Source organism: Enterococcus sp. 3H8_DIV0648 (assembly GCF_002140655.1).
In the GTDB taxonomy this organism is placed as follows: Bacteria; Bacillota; Bacilli; order Lactobacillales; family Enterococcaceae; genus Enterococcus_A; species Enterococcus_A hulanensis.
The window spans coordinates 1,838,658-1,854,978 of record NZ_NGLG01000001.1 but is presented as its reverse complement, the minus strand read 5'-3'; the positions used below and the strand labels follow the sequence as shown (position 1 = coordinate 1,854,978).

General features: G+C 39.5%; 15 protein-coding genes. 12 read left to right on the top strand and 3 right to left on the bottom strand.

The genetic code is table 11. The features are described from left to right. Position 1 precedes the first annotated feature (1 nt). The 12 genes from A5875_RS08605 to A5875_RS08550 all read left to right on the top strand — a co-directional run bounded on the left by A5875_RS08605 (position 2) and on the right by A5875_RS08550 (position 12,600). Positions 2-1,141, top strand: coding sequence for a mannitol-1-phosphate 5-dehydrogenase (locus tag A5875_RS08605; protein WP_088933207.1), 1,140 nt, complete (start codon positions 2-4; stop codon positions 1,139-1,141). Positions 1,142-1,615: 474 nt separating this feature from the next. Then, on the top strand, positions 1,616-2,884 hold the full coding sequence (locus A5875_RS08600) for a M20/M25/M40 family metallo-hydrolase (RefSeq protein WP_088933206.1): 1,269 nt from the start codon (positions 1,616-1,618) through the stop codon (positions 2,882-2,884). Next, on the top strand, positions 2,881-3,687 hold the full coding sequence (locus tag A5875_RS08595) for a DUF3100 domain-containing protein (RefSeq protein WP_088933205.1): 807 nt from the start codon (positions 2,881-2,883) through the stop codon (positions 3,685-3,687). The genes A5875_RS08600 and A5875_RS08595 overlap by 4 nt, the downstream gene beginning before the upstream one ends. Continuing rightward, positions 3,668-4,156, top strand: a complete 489-nt coding sequence (locus tag A5875_RS08590) for a hypothetical protein (protein ID WP_088933204.1) — start codon at positions 3,668-3,670, stop codon at positions 4,154-4,156. Before A5875_RS08595 ends, A5875_RS08590 begins: the two co-directional genes overlap by 20 nt. A gap of 150 nt (positions 4,157-4,306) precedes the next feature. Further along, positions 4,307-5,008 (top strand): glucosamine-6-phosphate deaminase, encoded by a 702-nt coding sequence (gene nagB, locus A5875_RS08585; RefSeq protein ID WP_088933203.1) that lies wholly within the window; start codon positions 4,307-4,309, stop codon positions 5,006-5,008. A 210-nt stretch (positions 5,009-5,218) separates the two neighbouring features. Continuing rightward, the gene (locus A5875_RS08580) at positions 5,219-5,845 is read left to right on the top strand and encodes a CatB-related O-acetyltransferase (protein WP_088933202.1); all 627 of its coding nucleotides are present in this window, start codon (positions 5,219-5,221) and stop codon (positions 5,843-5,845) included. A gap of 93 nt (positions 5,846-5,938) precedes the next feature. After that, complete coding sequence (locus tag A5875_RS08575; RefSeq protein ID WP_088933201.1) at positions 5,939-6,646, top strand: pseudouridine synthase; 708 nt, start codon at positions 5,939-5,941, stop codon at positions 6,644-6,646. Between the two features lie 73 nt (positions 6,647-6,719). Further along, the gene (locus A5875_RS08570; RefSeq protein WP_088933200.1) at positions 6,720-7,424 is read left to right on the top strand and encodes an MgtC/SapB family protein; all 705 of its coding nucleotides are present in this window, start codon (positions 6,720-6,722) and stop codon (positions 7,422-7,424) included. Positions 7,425-7,567: 143 nt separating this feature from the next. Further along, the gene (locus tag A5875_RS08565) at positions 7,568-8,242 is read left to right on the top strand and encodes a response regulator transcription factor (protein WP_088933199.1); all 675 of its coding nucleotides are present in this window, start codon (positions 7,568-7,570) and stop codon (positions 8,240-8,242) included. Beyond that, entirely contained in the window at positions 8,215-9,342 is a 1,128-nt protein-coding gene (locus A5875_RS08560; RefSeq protein WP_088933198.1) for a sensor histidine kinase, read from the top strand. Before A5875_RS08565 ends, A5875_RS08560 begins: the two co-directional genes overlap by 28 nt. A gap of 111 nt (positions 9,343-9,453) precedes the next feature. Further along, positions 9,454-10,113 (top strand): ABC transporter ATP-binding protein, encoded by a 660-nt coding sequence (locus tag A5875_RS08555; protein WP_088934659.1) that lies wholly within the window; start codon positions 9,454-9,456, stop codon positions 10,111-10,113. Beyond that, the gene (locus A5875_RS08550) at positions 10,114-12,600 is read left to right on the top strand and encodes an ABC transporter permease (RefSeq protein ID WP_088933197.1); all 2,487 of its coding nucleotides are present in this window, start codon (positions 10,114-10,116) and stop codon (positions 12,598-12,600) included. Positions 12,601-12,649: 49 nt separating this feature from the next. On the opposite strand, the gene nrdF is transcribed toward A5875_RS08550, so the two are convergent. The 3 genes from nrdF to nrdH form a co-directional block, all read right to left on the bottom strand. Then, positions 12,650-13,615 carry a class 1b ribonucleoside-diphosphate reductase subunit beta gene (gene nrdF, locus A5875_RS08545; RefSeq protein ID WP_088933196.1) on the bottom strand — a complete coding sequence of 322 codons (966 nt, stop codon included), beginning with the start codon at positions 13,613-13,615 and terminating at the stop codon, positions 12,650-12,652. A 78-nt stretch (positions 13,616-13,693) separates the two neighbouring features. After that, positions 13,694-15,853 carry a class 1b ribonucleoside-diphosphate reductase subunit alpha gene (gene nrdE, locus A5875_RS08540; protein WP_088933195.1) on the bottom strand — a complete coding sequence of 720 codons (2,160 nt, stop codon included), beginning with the start codon at positions 15,851-15,853 and terminating at the stop codon, positions 13,694-13,696. Between the two features lie 208 nt (positions 15,854-16,061). Beyond that, positions 16,062-16,280, bottom strand: coding sequence for a glutaredoxin-like protein NrdH (gene nrdH, locus A5875_RS08535; protein ID WP_010780000.1), 219 nt, complete (start codon positions 16,278-16,280; stop codon positions 16,062-16,064). Positions 16,281-16,321: the final 41 nt, after the last annotated feature.

Sequence of the window (16,321 nt, the reverse complement as noted above, 5' to 3'; positions counted from 1 at the left end):
GATGCAAGCAACACACTTTGGTGCAGGAAACATAGGCCGTGGATTTATCGGAGAAATTTTAGCAAAAAATGGTTTTTCAATCGATTTTGTCGATATCAATGAAACGATCATCAATGCTTTGAATGAACGGAACGAATATAGAATTCAGTTAGCGGATGAAAGTCAACAAGAAATCCATGTTTCAAACGTGGATGGACTTAACAATCAAACAAATCCGGAAGCGGTAATTGATTCAGTCAGCAAGGCGGATATCGTGACGACAGCGATCGGTCCAAATATCTTACCATTTATTGCGGAATTGATTGCCAAAGGAATTCAAAAACGCCGTACTGAAGGCAACACAGCTCCATTGGATGTAGTGGCGTGCGAAAATATGATCGGCGGCAGCCAATTCTTATTTGAAAAAGTTCAAGGCTTCTTATCTGATGAAGATAAGGCGTATGTGGAACAATACATCGGATTCCCCAATGCAGCAGTCGATCGTATTGTACCGATCCAGCATCATGAAGATCCACTGTTCGTTTCCGTTGAACCTTTCAGCGAATGGGTGATCGATGCAACGCAAAGCAAAAATAAAGAGCTGCGTCTCGAAGACGTAGAGTACGTAGAAGATTTAGAACCATATATCGAACGAAAACTGTTTTCTGTTAATACTGGCCATGCGACAGTTGCATACACAGGGGCTTATGAAGGTTACAAAACCATCGATGAAGCAATCGCTGATGAACGCGTGTTAGAAAAACTTCGTGCCGTTCTTGGTGAAACCGGCAGCCTTTTGATCAATAAATGGAATTTTGATCAAGCGAAGCATCTGGCTTATATCGACAAAATCGTCAGCCGTTTCGAAAATAAATATATTTCAGATAGCATCAGTCGTGTTGCGCGGACGCCAATTCGTAAGTTAGGTTTTGATGAACGCTTTATCCGTCCAATTCGTGAACTGAAGGATCGTGGATTAGATTATACGAATTTAGCAGATGTAGTCGCGATGGTTTTGAAATACGATGATCCAAACGATGAACAAAGTGTCGAACTGCAAGGATACTTAAAAGAAAAATCAGCGGCAGAAGTGATCCAGCAAATCACCGATTTACAAGATGATGAGTTGATTGCGGAAATTTCAGCAAGATATCAAAAATAGATTTCTCTTTCCCAGCACAGAATTATTTCTGTACTGGGTTTTTTTATTTATAATGGGAACATTTATTGTAATACTTAAGTGATTTTTAATTTTCAAATGAAAATCTATTTCAATAAACAACATAGTGATTTATTGTTTTCTATTTTTAATCATAGTTTTAAAATAAAAATGATCGAGTCTGTTATTTGATTTGGTATCATTTGATCAGAATTAAATTTGTAGTATTCGCAAACGTTATTAGGTGTGTATGCGGAAATAGTTCGCGTTTTTGCGAAAATATGCTTGATTCTTTCTTTTTAAAACGATATTATAGAAAAAGTTGATGAATTCTATTTCATGCTTTATTCGAAGAGCAAGGGCATAAAAGACTATGAGACATATCTGAAATTTTGGATTATTGTTTTTTTAGGTCTTCCTTTATGAAATGATTTTTCACCTATTTCAGCTTTTACTACAAATATAAGGGGGAGTCAAATGACGACGTTCGCTGATTATTATCATCATTTGAAGGCATTTACTGAAGATTTATTTTTACATCCAGAATTAGGCTATAAGGAACATCGTACATCAGAGAAGGTGATCGGAGAATTGAAACGTATCGATCCCCAGATTGAATTTTCTAAATTTTCTGAAACTGGAATTAAGACATTTTTATCTACAGATAAGAAAAAGACAATGGCTTTTATCGCAGAGCTTGACGCTGTATATGCGCCCACTCATTTTCAAGCAGATGCTGAAACAGGGGCAGCCCACAACTGTGGTCATTTTACCCAAGTAGCTATTGCCTTATCCTTGTATGATCATTTTGTTAAAACACAGTCATACAAAGAGTTAGATTTTAATCTGTGTTTTATCTTTATACCTGCGGAAGAATATTTGGATCTGGATTTTCGCAAGGAGCTTCGAGCAGAGGGCAAGATTCAATTTTTAGGCGGCAAGCCAGAAGCGATGTCGTTAGGAATATTTGACGATGTGGACTTTGGTGTTTGTGTCCATGCTATCGGCGAAGTATTTGAACGGCCCACAATCGAAGTCAATTGTGATTTGGCAGGTTTTTTATATAAACGTTACCATTTTTCTGGAAAAGCAGTTCATGCAGGTTTCGATCCATTTTCAGGTATCAATGCCTACAGCATATCGACTTTGTTCAATACAGCGATTGGCTTGAGCCGTCAGCAATTTAAGGATACGGAGTCGATTCGCGTGAATCCGATCGTGATGGACAGTGACATGTCGACAAACGTGATACCGAATCATATCACTGTGGGAACCGATTTGCGCTGCAAGACATTAGAGTACATGCCGGAGGTCGCACGTAAATTGGATCACGCAGCACAAGGGAGTGCTTATGCTTTAGAAGGTGAAGTATCGATTGAAACAGAAATGGGTTATTTGCCATTTGTTCAAGATCGATATTTGAATAGCTTTGTGGAGCGAACTTTTACAAAATTTGACAAAATTCCAGATATTATTGATGATCGCGGTGGAATTGCAGCTGCTGGCGATATTGGTGATTTAGCATTTATGATGCCATGTATCCAAATCAGTTATGGTGGTTTTGAGGGAACGATACATGGAGATGACTTCAAAATGATCGATCCGGAATTTGTCTTAGAGACTTTTCCTGAGTTTTTAGTAGAAGTTTTAAAAGAGATGTCTGGTAATTTAGACGAGACGAAATTTTATCGTCGTTCATTTAAGGAATATAAAGAATTGATTGATTCAATTGGAGGGAATGTATGAAAAAGCAGTTGGTTTGGTTAGTTGGTTTTGTTGTTGCAGTGGTGACGATCGCGGAGTTAATCGGGATGCAATTTATTTCATTAGGAAATACGACGATCACGGTTTTACCATTAGTATTTTCTGTTTTATTGGCAATGCTATTTGGGTTGCCGATGATTCGTAAAGGACTTATCGCAAAAATTTATTCAAAGAGCAATATTCAATTTTCTGCTAAATACTTATTGTATATCATGCTGCCTTTGATGGCTCGTTACGGGGCGGATGTAGCTCCAAGGTTAAAAGAGATTTTGACGGTCGGCTGGGTATTTTTGTTCCAAGAGTTGGGAAATGTTGGTACGGTAATTATTGGTTTGCCGGTAGCACTTATGCTGGGCTTGCGTCGTGAAGCGATCGGTGCAACGCTAGGATTGGGTCGCGAAGGAGAGCTGGCGTATATTTCTGAGAAATACACGTTGGATTCCGCGGAAGGTCGCGGTGTGCTGTCACTTTACTTAATCGGGACTTTATTCGGATCAATCTTCTTCAGTATTTTTGCACCGATCATGGCTGGTTTAGGTTTTGACTATCGAGCATTGGCGATGAGCTCCGGTGTTGGTTCTGCCAGCATGATGACTGCCGCTTCTTCATCGTTGATTGCCTTAATGCCTGAAAATGAAACGACGATTGCTGCTTATGCGGCAGCGAGTCAGTTGCTGACCAGCTTTTTAGGAACCTATACGATGGTCTTTATTGCCGTTCCATTACAACGCTTTATGTATAACTTACTGACAGGAGGATCACGCCGTGGAAAAGAAACAGTCTAATGAATATATCAAAATCTCGCTGGTTTTATTACTGAGCATTTCATTGATCTTGTTCACGCAAGGAATCAAGCTGCTTAAAAATCCTGAATCGACACCGATTACCTTTAACACAATTCAAGGGTTAGTAGTGTTATGGGCCTTTTCAATGATCGGTGTATTTATTTCAACGTTAGTGAAGAAAACAAACATCAAGGTTTTAGCTGATTTTCCGATTCTTGGCTGGGTATCACTGACATCATTATTTTTCTGTCTGCTTTCTGACTTTTTTGTTCAAGCAATTGCAGGAGTTGATTTTTTATCAATCACTACACCAATTTTGGCCTTTGCGGGTCTTTCGGTAGCGGATAGTTTAATGGATTTACGGAAAACATCCTGGAAGGTAGCGATCGTTGCGATTTTTGTTTTTATCGGCACATATTTAGGAAGTGCGGTTATCGCTCAAATCGGATTGCTTTTATCTGGAAAGTAAATTTTATGGCTGGAGAGGCGGTTAAGCTTCTTCAGTTTTTTTATATAATAAAGAAAAATCTTCTTAATCTGCTTCAGACTTTGTTGTTGCAAAACTGATTGAAGGGTGTTAAAATTGGTGTATACCAAATTGATAAAGGAGCGTTTACCCATGAAAGTAATTCGCGTGAAAGATGCCAACGAAGGCGGAAAAAAAGCATTTGAAATCATCAAAGATGGAATGGAAAACGGCGTAAAAGTATTAGGACTAGCAACTGGCAGCACACCTGAAACTTTATATAAAGAAATGACTTCTAGTGATTTAGATTTTTCAGATATGACTTCTGTAAACTTAGATGAATATGTTGGATTAGCTGGTGACGATGTACAAAGCTACCGTTACTTCATGAACGATCAATTATTCAACAAAAAACCTTTTAAAGAAACATTCGTACCAAATGGTAAAGCAGAAGATTTAGATGCTGAATGCAAACGTTACGACGGCGTGATCGCTGATCATCCGATTGATTTGCAAGTATTAGGAATCGGCCGCAACGCCCACATCGGCTTCAACGAACCAGGCACACCATTTGATGTTACAACTCACGTAGTTGAATTAACTGAATCAACCATCGAAGCAAACAAACGCAACTTCGATAAAGTAGAAGATGTGCCAACTCGTGCATTGTCAATGGGTATTGGTTCAATCATGGAAAGCAAGAAAATCTTGTTGATGGCTTTCGGCACAGATAAAGCTGATGCAATCAAAGACATGATCAATGGCTCAGTAACAACAGATGTACCTGCAAGTATCCTACAAAACCATGATGATGTAACAGTCATCATCGACGAAGATGCTGCAAGCAAATTATAAGAATTAGTATTCTAACTCCAAGGAGAAATCCTTGGAGTTTTTTTGTGCGTATCAGTTCAGCTTTTCGCAGTTCACACGCAAGAAAATATAGAAGCTTAATTCTGCTAAATGCTATAATTAATTTAGGAGTGTGATCATATGAAGAGGTGTATTGTTTTAGCTGGAATGGTTGACTGAAAAATTTCTTTTACTAATAAGGAGTGAAAAACTATTCCAGCAAAAAAGCTTTATCCCAGAAAAAATGATTATGAAACGGTTTATTTAAAAGAGACCATTACGCGATCGAATATTTCGGTAGGAGAGTATACGATTTACAACGATTTCCGCAGCGATCCGCGAGAATTTGAGCAGAATAATGTGCTGTATCAGTATCCGATTAATCAAGATAAACTGATCATTGGCAAGTTTTGTTCGATCGCCTGCGGTGCAACCTTTATTTTCAACAGTGCCAATCATCGGCAGTCGGCACTTTCCACCTACACCTTTCCTTTGTTTTATGAAGAATGGCAGTTGGACAAGGAGCATGTGACTTCGGCTTGGGACAATAAAGGCGATATCGTGATCGGAAACGATGTGTGGATCGGTTATGAAGCGACTATTTTGTCCGGTGTTACGATTGGTGATGGTGCGATCATCGGTGCTAAGGCAGTCGTAACGAAGGATGTTCCAGCCTACAGTGTGGTTGGCGGAGTGCCGGCAAAAGAGATCAAGCGCCGTTTTGATGCGGACACGATTCAGAAGTTGCAGCAAATCAAATGGTGGGATTGGTCCTATGAAGAGATTCAACATGCGATTCCTTATTTGAAAAGTGGTGATGTGAACCATTTAATGGATTAAGTATCTCAGAGCTCAGTCGTGAATGCGGCTGAGCTTGCTTCTTTTTCCACCTTTGGCTATAGTGAAAATTAGAAAAGTTAGGCGGAGGATACTATGCGTTTAGATAAATTTTTAGCAGAAGCCGGCTTAGGCAGCCGCAAGGAAGTCAAACAGCTGATAAAAAAAGGTCAGATCACTGTAAATCAGCAAATTGAAAAATCAGATAAAAAACAAGTCGATCCAGAGAAAGATCGTATTGAATATCGTGGTGAGCTTTTACATTACCAAGAATTTTATTACTATGTCCTACACAAACCAGCAGGGGTAGTGAGTGCGACGGAGGATCAACGGGATCAGACAGTGATGGATCTATTTTCACCGATGGATTATCGCAGTGATCTTTTTCCGGTGGGGCGTTTAGACAAGGATACGGAAGGATTGCTGCTGATAACTAATGACGGCAAACTGGCTCATGAGTTGTTGTCGCCGAAGAAGCATGTGGAGAAGGAATACTTCGCTGAAGTCAACGGTGTGATGACGGTAGAGGATCAGCAACAATTTACTGAAGGCATTACTTTAGATGGAGAATTGACTTTGCCGGCGGAATTATCCATCGATGAAGTTACCGAAGCTGCGTCAAAAGTTCGGATTATTCTGCATGAAGGAAAATTCCATCAGGTCAAAAGAATGGTCAAATCCTGCGGAAAAGAAGTGACCTACTTAAAAAGAATCCGAATGGGCGGACTTACTTTGCCTCAGGATTTAGCTAAGGGTAAATATCGTTTACTAACAGAAGATGAACTGCGCAGACTAAAAGGTTGAGAGACTCGCTTTTTTCTAGAGCGTGCTATACTGGAAGTGAAGGGATATTTATGGAACAGGAGCTGGTGCAGAAATGGATTTGAAATTATCCGTTTATGAAATTATGCTGCGATTGTTTTTAGCTATGGTCATGGGCGGTGCCATCGGGATCGAACGAGAGTATAAAAATCGGCCTGCTGGAATTCGCACACATATCTTGGTCTGTATGGGAGCAACGATTATCGCCTTGATCCAAGTGGAGATTGCGGATCAAGCCCTGCGTTACGCAGCGGCAAAGCCAGAATTTGTCGGCGTGGTTCGAGCAGATGAAGCGCGTTTGATTGCGCAAGTTGTAAGTGGAATCGGCTTTCTTGGCGCTGGAACAATTATGGTCAGCAATCGTTCGGTCAAAGGATTGACTACGGCCGCTTCGATCTGGGCGGGTGCTGGTTTAGGAATCGCTATTGGGATGGGCTATTATACAATCGCCATCTGCAGCTTTGTTGGGATCATCCTAGCTTTGACAGTGGTCAAGCGAATCATCAAAATCAATTCCATTAAGAAGCTGGAGATTCGTTACATTCATCGTGAAGCAACCAAGGAATTCATCATGAACTATTTTGAGAGTAAAAAAATCGAAGTAGAGGACGTCGATTTCGATGTCGATTTTATGGATGACTATCGTATTTATACGAATGTCTATACGATCGATTTGCCGCGCGGGATGAATTATACGGATGTGATCGAGGATCTTTCCATGTATAAGAACATTACTAAGCTTCGCATGATCAATGTGTAAACGAGAGGATAAAATCATTTTCCGATGATTTTATCCTCTTTTTTTAAAGTAATGTTGTCACGCTGAACTTTCATTGATAGAGTTAGAGTAGAAGGTTGTGAGTGGTATCACGCTTATTTTTTAGTTGGAATTGGGAGGAAATAATGGGAAAAATTCTTTTGTTAGAAGATGATTCAAACTTAAATAATGGAATTCAGCTATGTTTGACCAGAGAAGGGTATGAGGTTGTGCCCTGTTTAGATATTGCTTCAGCAGAAAAGAGCTTTCAGAGCAATGATATTGATTTGATTATCAGTGATCTTTCCTTGCCGGATGGCAGCGGTTTGGATTTTTGTCAAAAGGTACGGGAGCAGTCGAATGTGCTGATTTTGATGCTGACTTCCTATAATCAAGAGCATGATATTGTGACGGGCTATGTTCATGGGGCGGATGATTATATGACGAAGCCTTTTAGTTTGATGGTCTTGGTTTCTAAAGTACAGGCGATGATGAAACGAGTGGTCCGAAATCAAGGGCATGAATTGGTTTCAGGAGAGCTGGCAGTATCGCTGACTGAAATGAAAGTTAAACTTCAGGGAGAAATGCTGCCTTTAAGTAAAACAGAGATTCAGTTGTTGATCCTGTTTATGGAAAATCCTAAACAAATTTTATCATCGGATCAATTATTGGATCAGATTTGGGATACAAAGGGAGACTATGTTGACACGAATACCGTTTCGGTCAATATCAGCCGCCTGCGGCAAAAGGTTGGCAAAGAGCGAATCAAAACAGTTCGGGGAGTGGGCTATTTATGGATCAACGACGTTCAAAAAAAATAATTCTGCTTTACGTTTTATTTTCTGTGCTTTGCTTTGGGCTGTTTATTGTTCAGAATCTAAAGATGCGTTCGGATCTGCAACGAGATCAGCAAGCAACTTTAGCGATGCTCAACAAAGAAGGGACATTTTCTGAAGCGAAGTTGATTGAAGACTTTGATGAGTTCAAAACGGCGGAGCTAATAATAGAAGGAAAAAACCTAGAAGAAAAATATGGGTTGGTATCTAAAATGAGTCTGTCTCATATTTTAAACAGCTACTTTTGGCGTAATTTGGCATTGTTCAGCGTTTGCTGGCTGATTCTTACAGGGTTCCTTTTTTTATTTGTACGGGAAAAGCGAAAAGTACAGGCCTATTTAGCGAAGAAAACGAACGAGTATCAAGAAAGCATTGCTTATAATGAATTGATGCTGCAACGAAGTCAACTTGAAGAAGGAAATTTAAAGTCCAGTATTACGGATATTACTCACCAGCTAAAAACTCCAGTGGCTTCATTAAAATTAAGTTTAGATATCGCTCTTTCTGATCAATACGAAGAACAAGAACGAAAGAATTTTGCGGAACAAGCAGAAGTCCAGATAAATAAACTAGATTTAATGCTGGATGGGCTGGCTAAAATCTCACAATTAGAAACAGATCTGATCCAGCTGCAGCCGCAGAGAATTTCCTTACAGCAGCTGATCAATCAGGCTATCAATAGTGTAATCATGAAGGCTGTTGAAAAGGAGATAGAATTAGAGGTTGAATTAACCGAAGATATTTTTGTTTTGGTCGATAAAAAATGGACCTTGGAAGCATTGGGAAATGTTCTGGAAAATGCAGTCAAGTATTCACCTGAGCAGACGACGGTCAAAGTCCGTGCATCATCATTAATTACGTATAGTTTAGTAGAAATCGAAGATGAGGGTGCGGGCATTACAAAAGAGGAGCAAAATAAAATTTATCAACGTTTTTATCGCGGCAGTAATAGTGAGTCTGTCGAAGGTTCTGGTGTTGGCTTGTATCTAACAAGAAAGATCATTGAAGGTCAAGGTGGAACGGTCATGGTTAAACAGCATTATCCGCAAGGGTCGATCTTTCAATTGACCTTGCCGTTAGCCTAAATATTTTTCTCGCCTTTCTTACAAAATTGTTATGTTCGCTGAAAGAATCCTGCAAGGGTTCTTTTTTATACTAAGAGTATAGAAATGAGAAAAGGAAAGAAGGAAAATAAAATGATCTTAACAGTTAGGGATTTAGTGAAACATTATAACGACGGAACTTCAACCGTAAAGGCTGTCGACCACATCGATTTAGAAGTAGAAAAAGGCGATTTTGTCGCAATAGTTGGTAAATCGGGTTCGGGAAAAAGTACGCTGTTGAACTTAATCGGAGGATTGGATCGGCCAGATTCTGGTCAGGTAATTGTTGATGGAAAAAGTGTTTTTCGCATGAAGGATGAGCAATTGGCAGTCTTTCGTCGTCAAAAGATCAGCTTCATTTTCCAAAATTATAATTTGATCCCCTCTTTGAATGTTTGGGAAAATGTCGTTTTACCGATCGGTTTAGATAATCGGAAGGTCAATACAGCGTTCATTGAAGAATTACTTACGACGATCGGTTTGAGTGATCGGAAAAAAGCTTTACCAAGTATGCTTTCGGGCGGTCAACAGCAGCGTGTGGCAATTGCTCGCGCGATTGCTTCAGAACCGGCGATTATTTTAGCGGATGAGCCAACAGGAAACTTGGATACAAAGACCGAATTAGAAGTGATGTCATTACTAAAAAGATCAGTTGAAAAATTTGGCCAGACATTGATCATGATTACCCATGATGAAGGGATCGCACAAACGGCTGATCATATCGTTCACCTTGAAGATGGGCGGGTGATTTAAATGAAGATGACGAGTACAGTGGCTTTGGCCAATACAAAGTACCATAAAGGGAAAAATCTCCTTTCAGGAATCGCAATTATTTTAACCACAGTCTTAGTTTTTTTGATCACGTCGATTGGTTTAGGTGTGGTAAATGTTCAGAATGCGGCTGTTAATAAGGTTTATCCGACTTGGCACGCGATGTATCGCGGTGTGTCTGAAGAAAATATGGAAAAAATCGCGCAACACGATGCGGTTGACGAATATGGATTACGTCAAGATATTGGTGAGTCAGTTTTAGAGAAAGACGATTTTGTTTTAATCAGCTATTTAGATAGTACGGCTCAAAAATTGGCGAAACAAACATTTAAACAAGGACACGCACCTAAAAAAGCTAATGATGCCGTTCTTTCCCGCAACGCGTTAAAAAAACTTGGCTATCCTAATGCTAAAATTGGCGATACGATCAAAATTCCTGTCCAAATTTATGAAGAAGACGGCATGGGACTGCAACAGGAGATGGATTTCCAATTATCTGGTATATCCCCGAATACTGAAGCGAAAAAGGGGAAAAAAATCTTTTCGATGCTAATCTCAAAAGATTTTATGAATGAGTTCGTTCCCCAAAATCAACGCAGCTACCGTATGATGCTGCGCGTGAAGAAGGAAGTAGCAACTTCAACAGACAGTATTAGTGATCAAGTGAAGACCATTGGGAAAAATTTCGATGTTAACGAGACTGATATTGTCGAAAATAGCGAGTATCTTTTTTCCAATTATGTTGATCCGAACTTCTATACTGGTCTGGCAATCATTATCGGAATCATTTTAATCGCAGGAGCTTTGACAATCTACAGTATTTACTATGTATCCTTGATCAATAAGGTTCAAGATTTTGGGAAACTAGCAGCACTAGGAGCAACTAAACGACAAACACGTCAAATCATTTTAAGAGAAAATTTAATCGTAGCAGGAATCTCAATACCACTTGGACTGTTGATCGGGTTTGTCAGCGTGAAATTCGTTTTCTTTCACTTGATGTCTTCGATCAATAACGATGTAGTTACTACAAAAGTGATGCGCCAGGTTCTTGATAACGGCGAGGTCTCATTGATCCTTCCATGGATCGTTGGAATGACGATCGGAATCACTTTGTTGACAGTTATCATAGCTTCCTTGAAACCAATGCGCCAAGCCAGCAAAATCATGCCGGTGGAAGCGATGCGTTATACCGGACAAAATCAAGGTAAGAAAAAGAAAAAACAGCGCAAAGGATTTATCGATCTTGATCTGCGCCGCCTAGCTAATGCGAATCTTTCAAGAAATAAGAAGCGAACACTGATTACGATTTTTTCACTAGGTATAATCGGAATTTTATTCGTAGTTATCTCAACTGTTTTTAGTTGTATGAATCCGCAACAGATCGCCCGTGACGCGATCGCAGAAGATTATCGGATGAACATTGCATCAAAAAGCGGTGATAAGATGCGTCCAGAACTTGAATGGACCGCTATCCAACAAAATAATCCGTTGAATGCAGAGATGATTAATGAAATCAAAGCAATCAAAGGTGTTGAAAAGGTAGAATCGTTCCAATCAATTACCGGAGAAATACCAGAGGTCAATGAAATTGGTTCAGATAAGCCGCTTGGATTATCAATCGGCGGAATTTCAAAAGATCAAATGGACTTGATTAAAAATAATTTTAAAGAAGGCAGCGCCACGTATGACGAATTGAATTCGGGAGATAAGGTGATTGCGACTGGATATTTAATGACCAATTATCCAGAGATAAAGATTGGCGATACACTGACATTTAGATTTTTTGACGGCAATCGTTCGTTTGAAAAGGAAATGACGATTATCGGCGGTGGAAATTTCCCCGAATCAGTCAGCAACTATGATAATTTCTTGATGAGCAATGAAGCATTGAAAAAAATGTCCAATAACAATCTAACTTATTTCATCAACATCAAAGCGACTAAAGGGCAGGCAGAAGCAATCAAGCCAGCAATTGAAAGTATCGTCGAAGAAAATGAACTCTTCAATTTGACAAGTTATAAAGAAGTTTTGAAGGATTGGCAAGGGGTAATGCAAATGACGACTGGAGCGGGTTATGCGATCATGATAATTTTAGCAATCGTCGGTATTATGAACTTGATCAATACAACAATCGATAGTATTTTGAGTCGTAAAAAAGAACTAGGTGTTATGCAAGCGATTGGCATGTCGAATGGACAAATGAAACGGATGCTTCAAACAGAAGGCCTCGTGTATGCTGGCGGAATACTTTTACTGGGAGTCGGAGTGGGAAGTTTCTTGGGATATTTAGTTTATCTATATGCTGAAAGTCACTCATTGATGGAGATCAAAACGTATCAGTACCCATTTATCCAAGTTTTGCTAATGATCGTATTAGTAGTCGTTGTTCAAGGGATTCTGACCTATATGACAACTACGATTGTTAATAAAGAAACAGTTATCAAACGAATTCAAGCATCAGAATAAAAAAAGGCTGCCAGCAATTTTGCTGGCAGCCTTTTGAGTAATGCTTCTTTTAGTCTAACCCAATTAAATAGTCGTCATCATTCATGGCTTCCACCTGACCAAGCAAGTAGCCATTGCCGACTTGTGAGAAGAAGTCGTGGTTGCTGGTTCCGGTAGAGATTCCATTCATCACGATCGGATTTACATCATCGGCAGTATCAGGAAAGAGCGGGTCCATTCCCAGATTCATCAACGCTTTGTTAGCATTGTAGCGTAAGAAGGTTTTTACTTCTTCGCTCCAGCCGACTTCATCGTATAATTCTTCTGTATAACGTTCTTCGTTTTCATACAATTCATACAATAAATCGTACATCCATTCCTTCAAACGTTCTTGTTCTTCTTCTGTTTGTTCATTGAAGCCGCGTTGGAACTTATAACCGATGTAGGTGCCGTGAACGGATTCGTCGCGAATGATCAATTTAATGATTTCCGCTACATTGGCTAATTTATTATTGCCTAAATAATACAACGGAGTATAAAAACCAGAGTAAAACAAGAAAGTCTCTAGGAAAACACTGGCGATTTTCTTTTCTAGCGGCGTACCGGTTTTATAGATTTCGTTGATTCGTGCCGCTTTCTTTTGCAAATATTGATTGGTATTTGTCCATTCAAAGATTTCTTCGATTTCCGCTTTGGTGTTCAAAGTACTGAAAATGGAAGAATAGCTTTTGGCGTGGACGGATTCCATGAATTGGATATTGTTCAATACGGCTTCTTCATGAGGTGTCCGAACATCCTCTCGCAGTTGATCCATTCCGCTTTCTGATTGAACCGTATCAAGCAATGTTAATCCGCCGAAAACATGCCCCACGACCGTTTTTTCTAAAGGTGACAGCTTGCGCCAATCATCTAAGTCGTTTGACAGCGGAATCCGCGTGTCCAGCCAAAATTGCTCTGTTAATTTTTCCCAGGTCGATTTGTCGATGACGTCTTCGATCTCATTCCAGTTAATGGCTTCATAATAAGTTTCTGCCATGGATATTCCTCCTAAAGTGTTTATATCTAGTGCATAGCATTACCTCTCAAGCAAAGGCAGGAGAGGTAACAGTCATAGTTAGATTACGCAGCTTTCACATTGGTTTGAACCGATTTCTTCGGCATCATCCGTAAAGGTCCGCACATAATAAATCGATTTGCATCCTTTATAAAAGGCATAGTTACGTAAGATATTCAAATCACGTGTTGTTTGTTTGCTTTCTGTTTTCCATTCGTACAGACCGTCTGGAATTTCAGAACGCATAAATAAGGTCAAACTCATTCCTTGATCGATATGCTGTTGAGCTGTTGCATATACATCGATCACTTTACGCATATCCATGTCATAAGCAGAGGTGTAATAAGGCAGAGTATCATTATTCAAGTAAGGCGCTGGATAATAAATCTTACCAATTTTCTTTTCTTGACGTTCTTCGATCAAACGAGTGATCGGATGCAAGCTGGCACTAGTATCATTGATATAAGAGATCGAACCATTCGGCGCAACGGCCAAGCGGTTTTGGTGATACAAACCATCTTTTTGAATGGCTGCTTTTAAGTTTTTCCAATCCTCAGCAGTCGGCACGAAGATATCTTTAAAGATTTCTTTGACCTTGTCTGTTTTTGGAACGAATTCGCCGGTTGTGTATTTATCAAAGTAAGAACCATTCGCATAGTCTGATTTTTCAAAGTTATGGAAGACAGTCTTGCGTTCTTTCGCTAATTCATTACTTTCCACCAATGTCCAATAGTTTAATAAAGTGAAATAAATATTGGTAAAGTCGATGGATTCTTCTGAACCATATTCCATCAAATGCTTGGCGAAGAAGCTGTGCAAGCCCATCGCACCTAAACCAATCGTATGATTCAATTTATTGCCGTTTTGAATAGAAGGAACCACTTCGATATCTGATTCATCGGTGACAAAAGTCAAAGCCCGAGTCATGGTACGAACCGATTGACCAAAGTCAGGACTTTCCATCAGGTTGACGATATTGGTTGAACCAAGGTTGCATGAAATATCAGTACCTAGTACATCATATTCTTGACGTCCATTGATGGTAGAAGGGATTTGAACCTGTAAAATCTCAGAACATAAATTACTCATAACGATTTTTCCGTCGATCGGGTTGGCCCGGTTGGCAGTATCAATGTTGATGATATATGGATAACCAGATTCCTGCTGCAATTTGGAGAGTTCATTTTCTAAATCACGAGCACGAATTTTTTTCTTGCGGATATTTGGATTTGCAACTAAGTTGTCGTATTCCTTTGTAATATCAACATAAGAATAAGGGACGCCATATTCACGTTCGACACCATAAGGGCTGAACAGATACATATCTTCATTTTTACGAGCCAATTCGTAAAATTTATCCGGTACCGTTACACCAAGTGAAAGAGTCTTCACACGGATCTTTTCATCAGCGTTTTCTTTTTTAGCAGATAAGAACATTTCAATATCTGGATGGAAAACATCTAAGTAAACTACACCGGCACCTTGACGCTGGCCTAATTGATTAGAATAAGAGAAGCTGTCTTCGAATAATTTCATGACTGGAACCACACCGCTTGCGGCACCATCGTAGCCTTTAATTGGTGAACCTGCTTCACGCAAGTTTGATAGGTTGATCCCTACGCCGCCGCCGATGCGTGATAATTGCAGCGCTGAGTTGATTGAACGGCCGATGCTGTTCATATCGTCTGTTACTTGGATCAAGAAACAAGACACCAATTCACCGCGGCGTTTACGTCCAGCATTTAAAAATGAAGGGGTAGCCGGTTGGTAACGTTGGTGGATCATTTCATCAGCTAATGATAATGCTAATTTTTCGTCGCCATTCGCAAAATACAAAGCGTTAAAGGCAACACGATCTTCATAGCTTTCTAAATACTCTGTGCCCGCATTATTTTTCAAGGCATATTGTGAGTAAAATTTATAGGCCGCCATAAATGATTTAAATGTAAATTTTTGGTCCGCCAAGTAATTGAAGAGTTTCTCAATAAAAGCAGGAGTATACTTCGCAAGAAATTCTGCTTCTAAAAATTCTTCTTCTATTAAATAGTCGATTTTTTCTTGAACGGAAGAAAATGTGTGGGTATTTGGTTCAACATTTTCTTTGAAAAAAGCTGCTAAGGCTTCTTTATCTTTATTTAGTGGGATCTGTCCATTTACTGGACGGTTAATTTCGTTGTTTAACTTGAAGTAAGATACTTCACCTAGGTCCTTCAAACTCATCTCGTCACATCTTTCTGTTTGTTTTTTCCTGCTATTGATGTCTGGCTACACGAACTAGCTTTTTCGGCGATAAGACTAAATTTTTCCAAAATGTGAGAAGCCATTTTGAAAAATTTTAGTCTTATCGCTCTAAAGCTGGATGAGTTCGTACCGCCTTTCAATTTATAAAATAAGAAAACTTTGCAATCGTGGATCGCAAAGTTTCGAATTACGCTAATGCTTTCAATTGATCTGGTCGGAAACCGATGATGGCTTGTTGTCCGCCGAAAATAACTGGGACACTTTGGAAACCTTGATCTTTTAGAAAACCTAGAGCTTCGGGCTCATTGTCGATATTGACCTCTTCGAATGAAATATGATTCTCAGTTAAATAACGTTTTGCCATTTTGCACTGCATACAATTGTTTTTTGAATAGACTTTTACCATAAGACTACCTCCCTTGATTTCTACAATTACTAGTATAAAAG

Coding starts and splice junctions, on each gene's coding strand:
- nrdF (WP_088933196.1), bottom strand. CDS start 13,615: ATGGCAGAAACTTATTATGAAGCCATTAACTGGAATGAGATCGAAGAC.
- A5875_RS08560 (WP_088933198.1), top strand. CDS start 8,215: ATGGATCAACGACGTTCAAAAAAAATAATTCTGCTTTACGTTTTATTT.
- nagB (WP_088933203.1), top strand. CDS start 4,307: ATGAAAGTAATTCGCGTGAAAGATGCCAACGAAGGCGGAAAAAAAGCA.
- A5875_RS08555 (WP_088934659.1), top strand. CDS start 9,454: ATGATCTTAACAGTTAGGGATTTAGTGAAACATTATAACGACGGAACT.
- A5875_RS08595 (WP_088933205.1), top strand. CDS start 2,881: ATGAAAAAGCAGTTGGTTTGGTTAGTTGGTTTTGTTGTTGCAGTGGTG.
- A5875_RS08570 (WP_088933200.1), top strand. CDS start 6,720: ATGGATTTGAAATTATCCGTTTATGAAATTATGCTGCGATTGTTTTTA.
- A5875_RS08550 (WP_088933197.1), top strand. CDS start 10,114: ATGAAGATGACGAGTACAGTGGCTTTGGCCAATACAAAGTACCATAAA.
- A5875_RS08575 (WP_088933201.1), top strand. CDS start 5,939: ATGCGTTTAGATAAATTTTTAGCAGAAGCCGGCTTAGGCAGCCGCAAG.
- A5875_RS08565 (WP_088933199.1), top strand. CDS start 7,568: ATGGGAAAAATTCTTTTGTTAGAAGATGATTCAAACTTAAATAATGGA.
- nrdE (WP_088933195.1), bottom strand. CDS start 15,853: ATGAGTTTGAAGGACCTAGGTGAAGTATCTTACTTCAAGTTAAACAAC.
- A5875_RS08605 (WP_088933207.1), top strand. CDS start 2: ATGCAAGCAACACACTTTGGTGCAGGAAACATAGGCCGTGGATTTATC.
- A5875_RS08600 (WP_088933206.1), top strand. CDS start 1,616: ATGACGACGTTCGCTGATTATTATCATCATTTGAAGGCATTTACTGAA.
- nrdH (WP_010780000.1), bottom strand. CDS start 16,280: ATGGTAAAAGTCTATTCAAAAAACAATTGTATGCAGTGCAAAATGGCA.